Annotated in this window: 12 protein-coding genes; 4 read left to right on the forward strand and 8 right to left on the reverse strand. The window is 56.8% G+C overall.

Annotated features, from left to right (window positions below; genetic code table 11):
• Positions 1-23 precede the first annotated feature (23 nt).
• Positions 24-701, reverse strand: a complete 678-nt coding sequence (locus tag ABWV47_RS12525; protein WP_353312304.1) for a Hint domain-containing protein — start codon at positions 699-701, stop codon at positions 24-26.
• 348 nt (positions 702-1049) lie between these two features.
• Here ABWV47_RS12525 and ABWV47_RS12530 point away from each other — a divergent pair, with 348 nt between their 5' ends.
• The 3 genes from ABWV47_RS12530 to ABWV47_RS12540 all read left to right on the forward strand — a co-directional run bounded on the left by ABWV47_RS12530 (position 1050) and on the right by ABWV47_RS12540 (position 4459).
• Positions 1050-2678 (forward strand): AMP-binding protein, encoded by a 1629-nt coding sequence (locus tag ABWV47_RS12530; protein WP_353312305.1) that lies wholly within the window; start codon positions 1050-1052, stop codon positions 2676-2678.
• Positions 2679-2837: 159 nt separating this feature from the next.
• Positions 2838-3548 carry a DUF484 family protein gene (locus tag ABWV47_RS12535; protein ID WP_353313862.1) on the forward strand — a complete coding sequence of 237 codons (711 nt, stop codon included), beginning with the start codon at positions 2838-2840 and terminating at the stop codon, positions 3546-3548.
• Entirely contained in the window at positions 3536-4459 is a 924-nt protein-coding gene (locus tag ABWV47_RS12540) for a tyrosine recombinase XerC (protein WP_353313864.1), read from the forward strand. Before ABWV47_RS12535 ends, ABWV47_RS12540 begins: the two co-directional genes overlap by 13 nt.
• A 531-nt stretch (positions 4460-4990) precedes the next feature.
• On the opposite strand, the gene ABWV47_RS12545 is transcribed toward ABWV47_RS12540, so the two are convergent.
• The 5 genes from ABWV47_RS12545 to ABWV47_RS12565 all read right to left on the reverse strand — a co-directional run bounded on the left by ABWV47_RS12545 (position 4991) and on the right by ABWV47_RS12565 (position 9642).
• Positions 4991-5941: an NAD(P)-dependent oxidoreductase gene (locus ABWV47_RS12545; protein WP_353312306.1), complete on the reverse strand. Its 951-nt coding sequence runs from the start codon at positions 5939-5941 to the stop codon at positions 4991-4993.
• Positions 5942-6275: 334 nt separating this feature from the next.
• Complete coding sequence (locus tag ABWV47_RS12550; RefSeq protein WP_353312307.1) at positions 6276-7022, reverse strand: maleate cis-trans isomerase family protein; 747 nt, start codon at positions 7020-7022, stop codon at positions 6276-6278.
• Positions 7023-7026: 4 nt separating this feature from the next.
• Positions 7027-8184, reverse strand: a complete 1158-nt coding sequence (locus ABWV47_RS12555; protein WP_353312308.1) for a M24 family metallopeptidase — start codon at positions 8182-8184, stop codon at positions 7027-7029.
• Positions 8177-9229, reverse strand: coding sequence for a pyridoxal-phosphate dependent enzyme (locus ABWV47_RS12560; protein ID WP_353312309.1), 1053 nt, complete (start codon positions 9227-9229; stop codon positions 8177-8179). Before ABWV47_RS12560 ends, ABWV47_RS12555 begins: the two co-directional genes overlap by 8 nt.
• The gene (locus ABWV47_RS12565) at positions 9226-9642 is read right to left on the reverse strand and encodes an acyl-CoA thioesterase (RefSeq protein WP_353312311.1); all 417 of its coding nucleotides are present in this window, start codon (positions 9640-9642) and stop codon (positions 9226-9228) included. The genes ABWV47_RS12560 and ABWV47_RS12565 overlap by 4 nt, the downstream gene beginning before the upstream one ends.
• Positions 9643-9827: 185 nt before the next feature.
• On the opposite strand from ABWV47_RS12565, the gene ABWV47_RS12570 reads away from it, so the two are divergent.
• Positions 9828-10292, forward strand: coding sequence for an Lrp/AsnC family transcriptional regulator (locus ABWV47_RS12570; protein WP_353312313.1), 465 nt, complete (start codon positions 9828-9830; stop codon positions 10290-10292).
• Positions 10293-10958: 666 nt separating this feature from the next.
• Here the strand turns inward: ABWV47_RS12570 and ABWV47_RS12575 are convergent.
• On the reverse strand, positions 10959-13172 hold the full coding sequence (locus ABWV47_RS12575) for an NADP-dependent isocitrate dehydrogenase (RefSeq protein WP_353312315.1): 2214 nt from the start codon (positions 13170-13172) through the stop codon (positions 10959-10961).
• 178 nt (positions 13173-13350) lie between these two features.
• Positions 13351-14934 (reverse strand): glycerol-3-phosphate dehydrogenase, encoded by a 1584-nt coding sequence (glpD, locus tag ABWV47_RS12580; RefSeq protein WP_353312317.1) that lies wholly within the window; start codon positions 14932-14934, stop codon positions 13351-13353.
• Between the last annotated feature and the right edge of the window lie 109 nt (positions 14935-15043).

The following is a 15043-nucleotide window of genomic DNA, read 5'->3' on the forward strand; positions in this document are numbered from 1 at the left end:
TTTCTCATTCGAGTATGATGTCCTTAAGCCGCTTGGCGCAAAACTTCTGGATTGACGTCAAGAGTACGCACCGCTCCGTGCTCCAGAAGCTCCATGGCTGCTTTCATAGACAACAAATTGTAATTTGGTGCCTTTCCAAACCGCGGGCGCACACCAGCACGTAATCCCCAAATACATTGAGAAAACAACAGAGCCCCACCGTTGGCAAAAATCATTTGATCCTCCGCAAAGACCGGCAAAAACGCTTCCAGTCGACCGTTTGCCTCAACGCGTTTGACACCTTCCACGACTTCAAGCGCTGCACCAGGAAGGACCGCAAATGGATCCCCCCAACTATCACGCACATCCGGGCTTTCGACCAAGACCCCTTGATGGGGAGAAACGATCAAATCCTGACGATTGCTCAACGTACCGCTTGGAATGCGCAGCGGCCACATAGCACGCGGGGTCAATTGCGCTGCATCAAAAACGGTTTCTGGCACCAATGCGGTGACCCGTTGGAAACCTGCGTCAAAGGTCAACACTTCGTCCCCGACATTTAGCCGATCGACAACTGCCCACCCGCCAGGCGTCGCGACTCGCGTGCCCGACACCAGACCACAACCGGCTGTGGTCAAAACCGGCTTCGGTCCGGTGGTTCGATGGCGGTGGCTAAGCGCCAATCGCGCTTTGTCTCGAATTGATCTCACGGTATTTTCCATTGGCAAAAACGCCTATTGCAACAAGCTTTACAGCCGCCCCGCGTCCTGAGTTGGGAAACTTTGGGCCGTAATTGCGATTGTTTTGTGTCGGCCTCTAGGAACCGTAAACATTCCAAAACAGTTGCGGCGCATTCGATCCCGACTTTCGAAAAATCAACGCTGAGTTTGTCGAAAATTATCGGAAACCTGCCCCTGAAAGCAGCCCCACACCACGCAGCAAACATGAAATCGGCCCCTGCCGCACAAATATTTCAAGATACCTACCCAAAAATTCGTATTATTACCGGGTTTTCATTTTCGACACCACAAAGCAAGGTAGCACAAACGCAAACAAAAGAGGACGTGCCGATGGGGTGGATGGCTGATGAAACTGGATTGGAAAAATGCGATGCAAATTATGTGCCGCTGACGCCTCTCTCTGGCCTCAAACGTGCGGCGCACGTCTTCCCTGATCGCTTGGCCCTGGTTCATGGCGACTCGCGCCTCACATATCGCGACTACCACGCGCGCTGCACCCAACTTGCATCAGGGTTGTCTGCACTGGGCGTGATGAGCGGTGACGTCGTGGCAACTTTGTTGCCAAATGTTCCTGCCGCCGCAGAGGCACATTTTGGCGTACCTGCATGCGGAGCGGTGCTCAACGCCATCAACATCCGGCTCGACGTTGCGACTGTGTCTTACATATTTGAACATGGTGGCGCAAAAGTCGTGTTGGTTGACAGCGCCTTTGTCGACTTGGCAGAGGCAGCAGTCACTGCGATCAAAGGTGATGGGCCTCAAATTATTGAAGTTGCAGCCCCCGAATTCGGTCATCCGCTAAGTGGACGCCATCTGTCATACGAGGCGTTGCTGGAGCGTGGCGAACCGGATTTTATGTGGGTGATGCCGAAAGATGAATGGGAGAGCATTGCTCTGAATTATACATCCGGCACCACCGGCCAGCCCAAAGGTGTCGTGTATCATCACAGAGGGGCTTACCTAAATGCCATGGGGCAAGTTCTGAGTTGGCAAATGACCCTGCATCCCATTTACCTCACCATTGTGCCACTTTTTCACTGCAACGGTTGGTGCCATACATGGATGATGCCAATGGTCGGCGGCACCATCGTCTGTTGCCGCGACATAACTGCGAAGAATATTTTTGATGCCATTGCTGACGAAGGTGTCACTCACTTCGGCGGAGCGCCAATCGTTCTAAACACCTTAATAAACGCGCCAGAGGCCGACCGTCGTGTGTTTGATCACGTCGTGGAAGTCTTCACCGCGGGTGCCCCCCCGGCACCAGCGACCTTGGCAAAGATCGAGCCCATGGGATTTCATGTGACCCAAGTATACGGATTGACCGAGGTCTATGGTCCAGCAACGGAATGCCTATGGGATTCAAAACGTTGGAACGATCTGGACGGCGACAACCGCGCTGCTATCAAAGCACGTCAGGGTGTTGCAATGCCGTTCATCGAAGACGTCACCGTAATGACCGAACAAATGGAACAGATCCCGATGGATGGCGCGACTGATGGGGAAATCATGATCCGGGGCAATGGTGTAATGAAAGGCTACTTCAAGAACCCCAATGCCACGCAGGAAGCGTTTGCTGGTGGATACTTCCATTCAGGCGATATCGCGGTGCAGCACCCAGATGGGTATGTGCAAATCACTGACCGCGCCAAAGACATCATTATCTCCGGTGGCGAAAACGTAAGTTCCGTGGAGGTGGAAAGCGTGCTGATGACGCATCCCGCTGTGAGCCTTGCCGCGGTGGTGGCCAAACCCGATGACACATGGGGCGAAGTCCCGTTTGCCTTTATCGAATTGTTGGACGGCGCCACTGCAAATGAGGCGGAAGTGATTGCCTTCACACGCAAAAACTTAGCAGGCTTCAAGACACCAAAACACGTCACGTTTGGGGAGCTCCCAAAGACGTCGACGGGCAAAATTCAAAAATTCGCATTACGAGAAAGAGCCAAAACCATGTGACCGAGGCGCCGCCCCCGCTCCGTTACCGAAAGTCATCCGAAGGTATTTTCGCACCATAAGAAGCAGAGGTTTGCCGAAGAGAAATTTGGGTCAAAATAGTTGCGGCAATTGCCGACCGGCTCTGATAAAGTCTGCGCAATGACCAAAAATGGCACCGACATGAGCAGCAATCCAAAGATAGAAGACGACCTACGCGACAAAATTATCTCGCAACCCGATGTGATCTTAGAAGATCGCGCCCTGATGCGCGCATTGATCGCCGCCAATGAGAAAACCATGGGTGGCAATATTGTCGATCTCCGCGGCATTGCGATGGAGCGGTTAGAGGCGCGCCTAGACAGGCTTGAGGACACCCATCGCAGTGTGATCGCCGCCGCCTACGACAATCTGGCTGGCACCAACCAAGTACATCGCGCGATCTTACGGATGTTGGACCCGATTGAATTCGAACGCTTTTTGCATGACTTGGGCGGCGAAGTTGCCGATATTCTGCGCGTCGATGCCATTCGTTTGGTCTTAGAAACCGAGCAAGAGACCGACGGTGACCATGCGTTGGCACGCTTGGGAGATGTTTTGTCGACCGCGGCACCCGGGTTTGTAGAAGACTACCTAACTGGTGGACGCAATGTACCACAAAGGCAGGTGACGTTGCGCCAAGTACAAGGTGGCCGTTCGGTGGTATATGGCGATGACGCCGATTGGATCCGCTCTGAGGCCTGCTTAAAACTGGACTTCGGCACGGGACGATTGCCCGGTCTGCTGGTTATGGGCGCGGAAGATCCACATCAGTTCACGCCACAACAAGGCACTGATCTTTTGACATTTTTTGCTGGGGTCTTTGAACGCGCAATGCGCCGCTGGTTGGCGTGATCAGCCCTGCGGCCGGAGATGCGCTTGCGCGATTTCTGGCACATAAATCGGCCCTGGACAATGCGTCTGACAACACCATCTCTGCCTACCGACGTGATCTGACTGATTTCTTGACGTTTTTGACGCTGCATAGAGGGGAGCCGCAAGGCTGGGCGCCTTTGATGGCGGTTGGCGTGGCGGACATGCGCAGTTGGATGGCACGAGAGCGCAGTGGAGGACTTTCACCGCGGTCCTTGGCACGTAAGTTATCAGCAGTGAAGAGTTTTTACCGCTGGCTGGCAGAGCGTGAAGGCTGTGATCCAACGGCGGTTCTGGCCACACGTGCACCGAAATTTCAGGCCAAGCTGCCCCGCCCTTTGAGCGAAGAGTCCGCCAAACAAGTCATTGAAACTGTTGAGTTTCAGTCACAAGAAGATTGGATTGGTGCGCGCGACACCGCTGTTGTGACCTTGTTGTATGGCTGTGGACTGCGGGTGTCAGAAGCTCTTGGCTTGAAACGAAAAGATGCGCCTTTGCCCGCCGCGCTTCGGGTGGTCGGCAAAGGGGACAAAGAACGCGTTGTTCCCGTATTGGACGCTGCGCGAGATGCGGTCGATCACTACATTAAGCTTTGCCCTCATATACTTAGCGCTGATGACGCGCTGTTTCGCGGGGCGCGGGGTCGTGCGCTCAATCCGCGGATTGTGCAAAAGGTGATGCAACAGACACGGCAGCAGCTTGGCTTGCCAGCCAGCGCCACCCCTCATGCGATGCGCCACAGTTTCGCAACCCATTTGTTGAGTGCTGGCGGCGACTTACGCGCCATTCAGGAATTGCTGGGACATGCCTCTTTGTCGACCACACAAGCCTATACACACGTGGACACCGCCCGCCTGATGGAAGTCTACAACAAAACCCACCCCAAGGCATGACGTCATATGGTTAACGCAAACCATGTGCCTTTTGGCATGTCGGTATTGCGTCTGTATCGCGGCTGTTTTGCGGTGGTGGCAAAATCGCATAACACCAAACGTTAATGAGCGACCAAAGTTGGGCCTCGAACTGGCTCTTTGGGTGTGATCCGCAGGCCAATCGTCGATGCGTGTCTGCATGTTTGGGCATGTTGGCTCCCCCCCCGCCAAGAGACCGCCACTTGGGCACGTCGATTTTGAGCCGCTCTTCCTGTCAAAGAGCCGAACCAACGCAAGTGATGCCAGCGGAAGGACAGCGACACACCCCGCGAGTTTTCGCAATGTCTTGGGACAGATGCGCGCGCCCTCTGTGCTGGAGGTTGCCGCGCGGTCTTAGATAATCTCCTAGGGGGCTGTGGCGTTTCACTTGTCGGCCTCTGCAGGAAAAAAACTGTTGGACTGTGCACAGCGAAGAGGATGTCTCCCCGCTGTTGCCAATCCAAAATCCAGCGCAGCCCCCGTAACAGCCCCGATCACATGGCGAAGGTGACTTTAGCCAGCTGCGCGTGGCACCACCTCATACCCGGGCTCTTCAGGTTCATCATCCACCATTTCTGATGGAAACCCCGGTGCTTGAACAGACAACCCCGTGGCGTCTTCGAGCCGCTTGATGATGTTTGGACTTAGCTCACGCGGACCGTAACGGTCGATGGCATCGTCAAACATGCGGATCATCAGCGGATTGAGTTCCAATGGCACCCTGGCACGATCAGCGACCTCCTGAAACAGTCCGATGTCTTTTTTGACCAAATCCATGGTGAAAGAGATGTCACGGCTGCCGTTTAAGATGACTTGGCTTTCGGTTTCATGGCTGAAGGAATTGCCGGAGCTTACCCGGATAGCTTCATACGCAGTGTTCAGATCCAAACCGGCAGCTTTGCAGGTGGTGAGCGCCTCCGCACTGGCCACAAGATGCGCGGTTGCGAGATAGTTGGTCACCACTTTCAGGACAGAGGCAGACCCAAGGTCACCCGTGTGCAGGATGCGGCGGCCCATGGTGGTGAGCAACGGCAAGATGCGCTCAAATGTGGCACGGTCACATCCTGCGAAAATGGCGATGTTACCTGTGTCTGCGCGATGACAACCACCTGAGACCGGACAGTCCACTGCCGCGCCTCCCTTGGCGATGACCATGGCCCCAAGACGTTTGGCTTCAGCCTCATCGGTGGTCGACATTTCCATCCAGATTTTTCCCGGAGTCACCTCTGGCACCATCTCTTGCATCACAGCATCAGAAGCGGCAGGAGACGGCAGGCACGTGATCACCGCCTCACAGATGCGCATCATTTCTGCGGGGCCGGACACCGCCTTGGCCCCATCGGCCAATTTGTCCGCAACCAAATTTGCGCTGAGGTCATACACATAAAGCTCGTGGCCATTGCGCAGCAGACTACCGCTGAGCTTGCCGCCGACATTTCCCAAGCCGATAAAGCCGATTTTCATAGCTGCTACTCCCATATTTGATGTCAACTTGGAGCCAGTGGCATTTCGCTGTCCGATCTATCTGCGACATCGAAAGGACGTTTTGCGCAAGTATCAGCGATTGTTTAGTCAGCTTTTCGCTTGTTTGCTTTTGGCAATTTCCTCTCGCTTGCCCCGCTTGAGGACACTCAAGCCAGAGTTGCAGGCACGTCTTATGCAAGATCAAGTTGGCGGGGCTGACAGTGACAATACCACTGTCGGAGACGGCGGCCAAAACCGCTGAGTTCGTTGGAATCTTTGGTCATAGGCCTGCATGGGACCGGCGCGGGCGTCATGCCCCGCTAAAGGCGCGAGATCACAATTCCGCCAACAGGCGGCCCGGCGCATCCAAAGCAAGTGTTGCACCAGAAAGCGTTGCCATATGCCACGCCAAAGCGGAGTTTGAGCTGATGACTGGTTTGTTGAGTTGGGCCTCAAGCGTTGCAATGACGTCAAGCGTTTGCAAGTTGGTGCAGCTGAGAAAAACCGCGTCGACGTCTTGTTGGCCCACGTGCAGTGCGGCGCTTATGATAGATGCGGCGTCAATGCGGGCGACGTTTTCTTCGCCAGATTCACCAAAAGACACCAAGTGCGGCACGGAAACGCCTGCGGCCTCAAAGGCTTGCTGGACCGGAATCGAGACTGATTCCACGTAGGGTGTGACCATGCCGAGGCGTGAGATGTTGAGATGTTTGCAAGCCGCAAGTGCGGAGGTGAGCGGATCAGTAACGGCGGGGGTTTGAACGCCCTGCTGCACAAGACCGGCGACTTTGGCAGCACCGATCATCGTGGTACCAGAGGTGCACCCGTAGCCCACCACATCAAATTGAGCTGCAGGGGGGAACAGGGAGGCGCTGGCAGGGAGGGTCTGAGACATCTGCAGCAAGGTGTCTTGGGTGACTTCTGGGTCGGAGGCAACCCGGCTGACATATATCGACATGTCACGCCCGGGAAACAAACGACGGAAATCCTGTTCAAGCGTTTCGTCAAATTTCAGCACAATCAAGCCCAGCGTGGTTTGGCCTGCGGCGGGTGCACCAAGTTCGAACGGCATGGTTTGCATAAGATTACCTCAGAATGGGCAGGGTTGCGGGCGTGCGGGTGGAGAGAAGATCGCAGCCATGCTCGCGCAGGACGACGTTTTCTTCATGAACCTGAAACAGGCCGGGAGCGATTTCAACACCCGGCTCAAGCGTAAGCACCATGCCTGCGCGCAGCTCGGTTTGGTCATAGGGTGTGAAACTGGGCCATTCGGTGAGCGTGATGCCAAGGCCATGCCCCAAACGGCCGCCACCGGGCGTGGCGCCCTGTGCGGTGAGGCTCTCGACAAACATCGCGTGCACGTCACAGGCCCTGTGGCCGGGACGCAGGGTCGCCAGCACATGATCGGTGGCGGCATAAAGCGCCTCATAGGCTCTCTTGGCGGCGTCATCAGCTTGGGTGATGGCGAAGTTACGGTCAAAATCGCAGAAGTATCCATCCAGCACCGCCCCCGTGTCCAACATCAGGATGTCTCCAACCGTGAGCTTTTGATCCCCGGCTGGGGAGATCACATCACCATAGCCTCCCTGCCCGGCCCCGCCAGCCGTGTAGCTGACCCAATCGGCACCTTCGCTCAGCAGCATTTGCTGAAAGTCGCGAAAGACCTCCGCATGGGTGCAGCCTGCGCTGGCATATTCTGCGATACGCGCAAAGCTGCGATCTGCCACGGCGCAGGCGGCGCGGATTTTGCGGATCTCCGCCTCAGATTTGATCTCACGCGTGCGCTGCACGGTGTTGGTGGCATCCACAAACCGGCGTGGCGCGAGGTTTTCAGTGAGTTGATGGTAGTCCGCCAACGGCATGCGCAGCTGAGTCTCCAGCCCCATCGGAAGGCCAATTGTGCCGACGTCCCCAACAACTTCTTTGAGTGTTGTGGTCAACAGGGTGATGCCATCATCACCGGGGAATGGCGCGTCCCAAGTACGGATATCGGTGAGCCACGTGCCTGACATCAGATCAGCGCCGATGGCAGGGATAACGGCAATGGGTGCGCCCGCAACCGGCACAATCAGGAACCATGGGCGGGCGGGACTTTCCCAAAAACGGGTGAGAAAGCCGGTGACATAGAAGATATCCGCAGCGGAGGTCAGAAGGAGCGCCGATTGATCGGCCTGTGCCATGGCCGCTTGCAAACGGGTGACGCGGGCTAAGAACTCTGTGTCCGGGAAACCGCGCTTAGGCATCTTCGGGGCCTTCGCTGACAAATGTGAGCACGCGCGCGTCAGGCCCCAGATTGGGGCGTTTGAGAAGGGCGGCGGCGACACCGGCAACACCCGAAGGGGTGCTGGCGATGCCTTGCGCCTTCAGGGTTTGCACAGCGTCGTGAGCCTCGTGTTCGGAGATGGTCACAAAGCTGTCAGCATCCATGGCCAAACCGTTGAGCGCCACCATTGAGGCGGTTTTGCAATCCAGCCGCCCCATGTCGGACACTGGTCCTGAGGTGTCGACCAACGCACCGGCACGGATGGCCTCGATGAGCGCCGGGGCGGCTTCGGGCTCCACCACAGTGATCTGCGGTGCATCCCCCCATGTGGCGCGCGCATAGGCGGCGACAGCGGCGGCAAGCCCCCCCACGCCCGCCTGCAAGAAAATATGTGTGGGCGGGCGTGGGATTTGGGAGGCGGCCTCAGATGCCATTTGAAGATAGCCCTCCATCACGCGAAAGCCTGACATTTCGTAGCCGTCCCATGTGCTGTCAGAAAGCAGCGTCCATGCGTTGTCAGCAGCCGCTTTTTGGGCGGCCACCATGCTGGCTTCGTAGTCGTCACCTGCCCAGGCAACCTGCGCGCCTTGCGCTTCCAACCGAGCCCCGAACGCCTTGGGCACCGTATGAGACAGGTAGATGACAGCCTTTGCACCAAAGACACGCGCACCGGCGGCGACAGACATGCCGTGGTTGCCAGCTGATGCGGTGACATAGGTGCGGCCTGTCAACGCCTGCGCCCAATCGTCAGGTTCTGTGCGGGCCGCGTCGTGCGCGATCGCATAGGCGGCACCGAGGGCTTTGAAAGAGCCGAGCCCCATACGGGAGCGCTCGTCTTTGATATGAAAGCTGGCGACACCCATTGTGGTGGCGAGCTCGGCCATGTCTCGCAGCGGCGTTTCGGCGTGTGCGGGACAAAGCGCAAGCAGTTTGGCAACGGCAGCGGCATCGCTGCTGGGCAGCGTGTCAGACAATCGGTTTGGCAGCCCGGTGCCGCGGTGGGGGTTTTGTAGCGTTTCAGTCATGGCTCGGATTGGCTCTCTAGTAAGGTTTTGAGGCGGGAGACTTCCCCCGCACGCATGCGTCCGTCACGCTGTTCAAACAGCGCTCGCACCTCCGTGCCCTCAAACGCCAGAGCGTCACCCACATAGCCGTGATGGATCAGCCGGTAGGATTTGGCCGACCAGCTGGTGATTTCCATGCGAATGGTGAGCGCGTCGCCATCCGTGAGCGGGCGGCGGTATTTGGCGTGGGTTTCCATCAGGCCAAGCCCCACGGCATCCAGCTTTGCACAGACTGCGGCGTGTCCGCCGTAGGACTGCAGAAACCTTTGAAAAGTGCCATCCATCCAGCGATAGATATTGGGATAGTAGACAATGCCCGCCGGGTCACAATCGCCAAAGACAACGTGGTGGTGATGCGTAAAGGTGAAGGACATAGCGTGGTTCCGTGTGTGGCTTTGGTGTGGGCCAGCTTGGGGGCGACGCGCGCAATTGGCAATGGGGCGCAGTGGGTTGACAGGTGAGGTTCACCCACACAGGGTAGCGCAAGGATTTGGGCAAAATGCTCTGATGTGACCCCAAGCCGTGCATTTTACCCTCAAACCAACTCAGGACGCCCACTATGATCAATGATTTGGATGATATTGACCGGCGGTTGTTGGCGGCGGTGCAAAAGAACAACCGGCTGACGGCGGATGAGTTGGGGGACATTGCGGGCGTGTCACGCTCTGCCGTACAACGTCGGTTGAAGCGGTTTCGCGAGGACGGGATTGTGGAGGCGGATATCTCTGTGGTCTCCGCCAAAGCGGTGGGGCGGCCGATGACCTTTGTGGTGGAGGTTGAGATGGAGCGGGAGCGCACAGATTTGCTCGACGAATTTCGCCGCTCCATGCTGCAGCTCGATGATGTACAGCAATGTTATTATGTGACTGGACAGGCCGATTTCATTCTGGTCGTCACCGCGCCGGACATGACGGCCTATGAGGAGTTCAGTCGGCGGGTTTTTAACGACAATCCCAACATTCGACGATTTCACAGCAATGTGGTGATTGATCGGGTGAAGGTGGGGTTGCAGGTGCCGGTGTAACTGGCTTGACCGCACCGATTGACGGTCCTTCTACGTGTCAAATCAGGGGCCAATGATCACCGTGTTTGGCACCGCCCTCAAAACAACAAAGGCGCCGCCTATGGCAATACCCATTAAAGTGGCTGCGACCCACAGGTCGCGACACCAGGCATGTTTGAGGCAGTAGTTTTTTAGGAATTCCATGGAGGTTCTCGCGTAAAAGATGCAGCTGACACATATGTCTTTGCGCAGAGAGCACTTTGAGAATTTCAGACAAGAACTTTGGTGTCCGCGCCAAAGAAACAGGCGCGCCATTTATGAGATGCTTTTGCCCAGCCGATCCATAAGGGAATTGCCTGAGCCGTTGGTGGAGAGCCCGTCGAATATGGTGTCCGATCACTGGTTTTGAATGCTTTTTGACAATAGACGCCATACAACATCCTCCCTCATGGGTCAGAGTTGGAAGAATGCGGGTTTGACTGGCGTCTTATGAGGTGCTTGCACGCCCCTGTCACACCGGATTGGTCGCAGTTTTCTTCTCTGGGAAGTTTTGCGAACCCGCCATTGGTGCGCTGTACAGCGTTGGCCCCCTGAGCTCGGGTCGGTCGCTGGCTCTGGATCAAAATACTCGGAACAAAAACGCCGCCCATTTCTGGACGGCGTTTAAGTTCTCGTGCGGTCTCAGCCTCAGCCGATGATCGCGTTCAATGTCGCGCTTGGGCGCATGACTTTGGCTTTCAGCTCGACACTTGGGCGGAAATAGCCTGCGATGTCGGCAGCTGGGCCTTGCACGGCGGCGAGTTCGGCGAGGATGGCCTCTTCACCCTCGGCCAGAGCTTTGGCCACTGGGGCAAACTCTGCGGCGAGGTCAGCGTCGTCGGACTGTGCTGCCAGCGCATCGGCCCAGTAGCGGGCAAACCAGTAGTGGCTGTCACGGTTGTCAGGCTCGCCAACTTTGCGTGATGGGCTGCGGTTGTCGTCCAGAATGCCTTGGGTTGCGGCTTCTGCTGCGACACCAAGAACACCCGCTTTGGCGTTGCCTTTGACGTCTGCAAGGAAGTTCAGGCTTTCGCCCAGTGCGCAGAATTCACCCATGGAGTCCCAACGCAGGTGGTTTTGCTCCACCAGCTGCTGCACGTGTTTTGGGGCAGAGCCACCCGCGCCGGTTTCAAACAGACCACCGCCCTGCATCAGCTTCACGATGGAGAGCATTTTGGCAGAGGTGCCAAGCTCGAGGATCGGGAAGAGATCGGTCAGATAGTCGCGCAGCACGTTGCCGGTGATGGCGATGCTGTCGTTGCCGGCGGTGATGGTTTTCAGCGACTGCGCCGTGGCCTCACGTGGGGCGAGGATTTGGAACAGATCTGCTTTGCCTGCGGCCTCAAGTGCCGGGGTGACGTATTTGATCAGCTCGGCGTCATGTGCACGGTTGGCGTCGAGCCAGAAAATCGCCTCAGAGCCGGTCAAACGCTGACGGTCCAGCGCCAGTTCGATCCAGTTCTCGATCGGGGCCTGTTTCACGGTGCAGGACCGCCAGATGTCGCCAGCTTCCACAGCATGGGAATGCAGTGTTTCGCCGTTTTCCAGCACGATGCGAATGGTGCCGTCGGCTGGAGCTTCAAACGTGGTTGGGTGAGAGCCGTATTCTTCGGCCTTTTGCGCCATCAGACCCACGTTGGCCACAGACCCGGCCGTTGCCACATTAAGGGCGCCATTGGCTTTGAAGAAGTTGATGCTTTCGTCATAGACAGTCGCGTAACAGCGATCCGGGATCACACAGTTGGTGTCCCCTTTGTTGCCAGCGGCATCCCAGCCTTTGCCGCCTGCGCGGATCACGGCAGGCATAGACGCGTCGATGATCACATCAGACGGCACGTGCAGGTTGGTAATACCTTTGTCGCTGTCCACCATGTACATGCCGGGGCGCTCCGCGGTCACAGCCTCGATGGCGGCCATGATGTCAGCGTTGCCGGACACGCGATCCAGCAGATCCCCCATGCCAGAGTTCGGGTTCACACCCAGCGCGGCCATTTCGGCGCCGAATTTTTCAAACACAGGCGCAAGCCAAGCTTTCACAGCGTGGCCAAAGATGATTGGGTCAGAGACCTTCATCATGGTGGCTTTCATGTGCAAAGAGAACATGGTGCCGTCGGCTTTGGTGTCTTCAATCGCAGCAGCAAGGAAGGCGCCCAGCGCTTTGGCAGACATGAAAGTCGCGTCAGCGATGGTGCCAGCGGCCAGCGGGTAGCTGTCTTTGAGAACCGTCACAGCCCCGTCGGCGGCGACAAATTCGATTTTTGCGTCACCGGCTTGCGTATCAGTGATGGTCGCGGATTTTTCATTGGCGTAGAAGTCATTGCCCGGCATGGAGCTGACTTTGGTTTTGCTGTCAGACGCCCAAGTGCCCATGGAGTGTGGGTTGTTCTGAGCAAAGTTTTTCACGGCACGGGCGGCGCGGCGGTCAGAGTTGCCTTCGCGCAGCACGGGGTTCACGGCGGAGCCTTTGATACCATCAAAACGTGCGCGGATCGCTTTCTCTTCGTCGGTTTTTGGCTCTTCGGGGTAGGATGGGATCGCGTAGCCCTGCCCTTGCAGCTCTTCAATTGCGGCAACAAGCTGTGGCACGGACGCCGAGATGTTTGGCAGCTTGATGACGTTGGCGTCTGGTGTTTTCACCAACTCACCCAACGCGGCCAGATCATCAGATTGGCGCTGTTCGGCGGTCAGGTTCTCTGGGAAGGTCGCAATGATGCGGCCTGCGAGGGAAATGTCTGGTGTGCCGACGGTGATTCCAGCTGCGGATACAAACTTGCGAATGATCGGCAGGAAAGACGCGGAGGCCAGCTCCGGCGCTTCGTCTACAATGGTATACAATATGTCGGGCGTTTTGTTCTCAGCCATTTTTCTCACAACCTTTTTTTGCGTCAGGGGTGTCTGTGACTTTCGGGGTCAGACCCGAAGGCCTGAGGAAATATGATGGTCCGTCTTTGCCATCGAAAGGACTCAAAAGCCTGCACGACGGCATCGTGCAGGCTCCCTATAGGCCGCTGAGGCCCAAAGATCAATTGTGGGTTCCGCCTCACACGGAGGCTTTTTGCCGCGCCTGTTGCATGTAGTCGCCGATGGCCGCAATTTGCGCAACGTTAAGGCGCAGACCCAGTTTAGAGCGACGCCACACCACGTCTTCGGCGGTGCGGGCGTATTCCTTGGCCATGAGCCAGTCCACCTCAGCGGCGCTCAAAGTTGCACCAAAGTCCACGCCGAGATCAGATGCGGATTTTGCTGTGCCCAAAATCGTTGGCGCCTCTGTTCCATACGCCCGGATCAATCGTTTGGCCCAAGCATCATTCAAGAACGGGTAGTCGCGCTGAAGGTTGACAATTTTCTCACCCACTTCATGCACCTCAAAATCACCGCCCGGCATCGCCACCCCTGCGGTCCATGGCGCGGTGGCTTGTGGGAAGAACGGAACGATCTTTGCCATCGCGGCCTCCGCCAGCTTGCGATACGTGGTGATCTTGCCGCCAAACACGTTGAGAACCGGCGCACCGGCATCCTCTAAATCCAGCACGTATTCACGGGTGGCCGCCTGCGCAGAAGACGCGCCGTCGTCATAGAGCGGACGCACACCAGAATAGCGCCACACGATGTCATCCATCGTGACAGCTTTATCAAAGTAGTTCGACGCAAAGTCACACAAGTATTGCGCCTCATCGTCGGTACAGACCGGGGCCACGTCCGCATCGGTGTGTTCCTGATCGGTGGTGCCGATGAGCGTGAAATCTTCCTGATAGGGAATCGCGAAAGTGATCCGGCCATCTTCACCTTGGAAGAAGTAGCAGCGGTCGTGGTCAAACAGGCGTTTGGTCACGATGTGACTGCCACGCACCAGACGCACCCCGGCGGAGGAGTTTTTCTGCATGACGCCACGAATGACGTCGGCCACCCAAGGCCCTGCTGCATTCACCAGCGCTTTGGCACGTGTCATGTGGCGCTCACCGGTTTCCACATCTTCCATTTCGATGTGCCACAGCCCGCCCTCGCGTTGGGCGGAGATCACTTTGGTGCGGGTGCGAATGGTTGCGCCACGGGCCTGCGCATCACGGGCGTTGAGAACAACCAGACGGCTGTCCTCAATCCAGCAGTCAGAATACTCGTAGGCCTTGGCGAATTTTGACTTAAGTGGCTTGCCCGCTTCATCTTGGGTCAAATCCACCGTGCGCGTGCCGGGCAGTATTTTGCGCCCGCCGAGATTGTCATACATGAAGAGCCCCAAACGGATCAGCCAGCTTGGGCGGCGGCCTTTCATCCAAGGCATCACAAAGCTCAGCACACGGGATGTGGGGGTTTCGCTGTCAAAGCGCATGTCTTTGTGCATCGGCAGCACAAAGCGCATCGGCCAGCTGATGTGCGGCATGGCACGCAACAAGGTTTCGCGCTCAATCAACGCCTCGCGCACAAGGCGGATTTCGAAGTACTCCAGATAGCGCAACCCGCCATGGAACAATTTGGTGGAGGCCGAAGACGTGGCCCAAGCCAGATCGTTCATTTCCGCCAATTCAACAGACAGACCTCGCCCCACCGCATCGCGAGCAATGCCACAGCCATTGATGCCCCCGCCGATCACAAAGACATCTACCGGATTTTCTGTTTGCGTTTCCATTGGAACACCTTCGAACATTTTCGCGCCTTTACGAACAAAATTTTGTTCGCAGGTCAAGGAAATTCGCCACAAACGCATAGGTTTTCATTGTAACTTCACAAAAATCCTG

The sequence above is a fragment of the Shimia sp. NS0008-38b genome (genome assembly GCF_040370365.1).
GTDB lineage: Bacteria > Pseudomonadota > Alphaproteobacteria > Rhodobacterales > Rhodobacteraceae > Shimia.

Bases quoted from the DNA above. Each gene is read 5' to 3' on its own strand.
- ABWV47_RS12550 (WP_353312307.1), bottom strand. From the start codon at position 7,022: ATGCAAACCATGCCGTTCGAACTTGGTGCACCCGCCGCAGGCCAAACC.
- ABWV47_RS12535 (WP_353313862.1), top strand. From the start codon at position 2,838: ATGAGCAGCAATCCAAAGATAGAAGACGACCTACGCGACAAAATTATC.
- ABWV47_RS12570 (WP_353312313.1), top strand. From the start codon at position 9,828: ATGATCAATGATTTGGATGATATTGACCGGCGGTTGTTGGCGGCGGTG.
- ABWV47_RS12575 (WP_353312315.1), bottom strand. From the start codon at position 13,172: ATGGCTGAGAACAAAACGCCCGACATATTGTATACCATTGTAGACGAA.
- ABWV47_RS12565 (WP_353312311.1), bottom strand. From the start codon at position 9,642: ATGTCCTTCACCTTTACGCATCACCACCACGTTGTCTTTGGCGATTGT.
- ABWV47_RS12545 (WP_353312306.1), bottom strand. From the start codon at position 5,941: ATGAAAATCGGCTTTATCGGCTTGGGAAATGTCGGCGGCAAGCTCAGC.
- ABWV47_RS12560 (WP_353312309.1), bottom strand. From the start codon at position 9,229: ATGACTGAAACGCTACAAAACCCCCACCGCGGCACCGGGCTGCCAAAC.
- ABWV47_RS12555 (WP_353312308.1), bottom strand. From the start codon at position 8,184: ATGCCTAAGCGCGGTTTCCCGGACACAGAGTTCTTAGCCCGCGTCACC.
- ABWV47_RS12525 (WP_353312304.1), bottom strand. From the start codon at position 701: ATGGAAAATACCGTGAGATCAATTCGAGACAAAGCGCGATTGGCGCTT.
- ABWV47_RS12530 (WP_353312305.1), top strand. From the start codon at position 1,050: ATGGGGTGGATGGCTGATGAAACTGGATTGGAAAAATGCGATGCAAAT.
- glpD (WP_353312317.1), bottom strand. From the start codon at position 14,934: ATGGAAACGCAAACAGAAAATCCGGTAGATGTCTTTGTGATCGGCGGG.